Annotated in this window: 1 protein-coding gene; it reads left to right on the top strand. The window is 66.3% G+C overall.

The window, feature by feature from the left end; translation table 11 throughout:
- Nucleotides 1–778, top strand: a 778-nt coding sequence (locus A9X03_RS15685) for a beta-ketoacyl reductase (RefSeq protein WP_156746568.1), incomplete at both ends; no start/stop codon positions are given.

Below are 778 nucleotides of genomic sequence, written 5' to 3'. Positions count from 1 at the left end.
CTCCTCCATCTCCGGCCTCACCGGTTCGCGGTGGCTGGCCCACTACACCGCCACCAGCGGCTACCTGGACGCCCTGGCGTACGCGCGGCACGTGATGGGATTGTCGGCGACGACGGTCAACTGGGGACTGTGGAAATCCCTGTCCGACGCCGAGCACCAATTCGGCCAGGTCAGCATGGGTTCGGGGCTGGTGCCCATGAACGACGAGGTCGCCATCGGCGCTCTGCCGCGGGCCATGAGCCCCGCCGCAGGCGTGCATTCCATTGTGGTAGAAGCGGATTGGCCACTGCTCGCGGCCGCCTACCGCACCCGCGGCGCGCTGCACATCGTCGACGACCTGCTTCCGGTGCCCGGCGAAACCGCCATGCCCGCAAGCGAATTCCGCGTCGGCCTGAGTAAGTGCCCGCCCGAACGCCGCCACGACATGCTGCTGGACCACGTCGGGTTGCTGGCGGCCGGGGTGATGGGGCTACCACCCAGCGAGTCGCTGGATCCCTCGATCGGCTTCTTCCAGCTCGGAATGGACTCCCTGATGAGCGTCACGCTGCAGCGCGCGTTGTCGGACAGTCTCGGTGAATTCCTGCCGGCTTCGGTGATCTTCGACTACCCGACCGTGTACAGCCTCACCGACTACTTGGCGACGATGCTGCCCGAACTCGCCGAACCGGATGCCGAACCCGCCTCCGACGTCTACGACGAACTCACCGAAGCCGGCAGGAATTCACCGAGACTGTCCGACAACGCGCGCTGCAGCGTGACGCTCATCAGGGAGTCCATT

The organism is Mycobacterium sp. E1715 (assembly GCF_001667625.1).
GTDB lineage: Bacteria > Actinomycetota > Actinomycetes > Mycobacteriales > Mycobacteriaceae > Mycobacterium.
The sequence above is the reverse complement of the archived record's forward strand: the minus strand, read 5'-3'. Positions and strand labels throughout refer to the sequence as shown.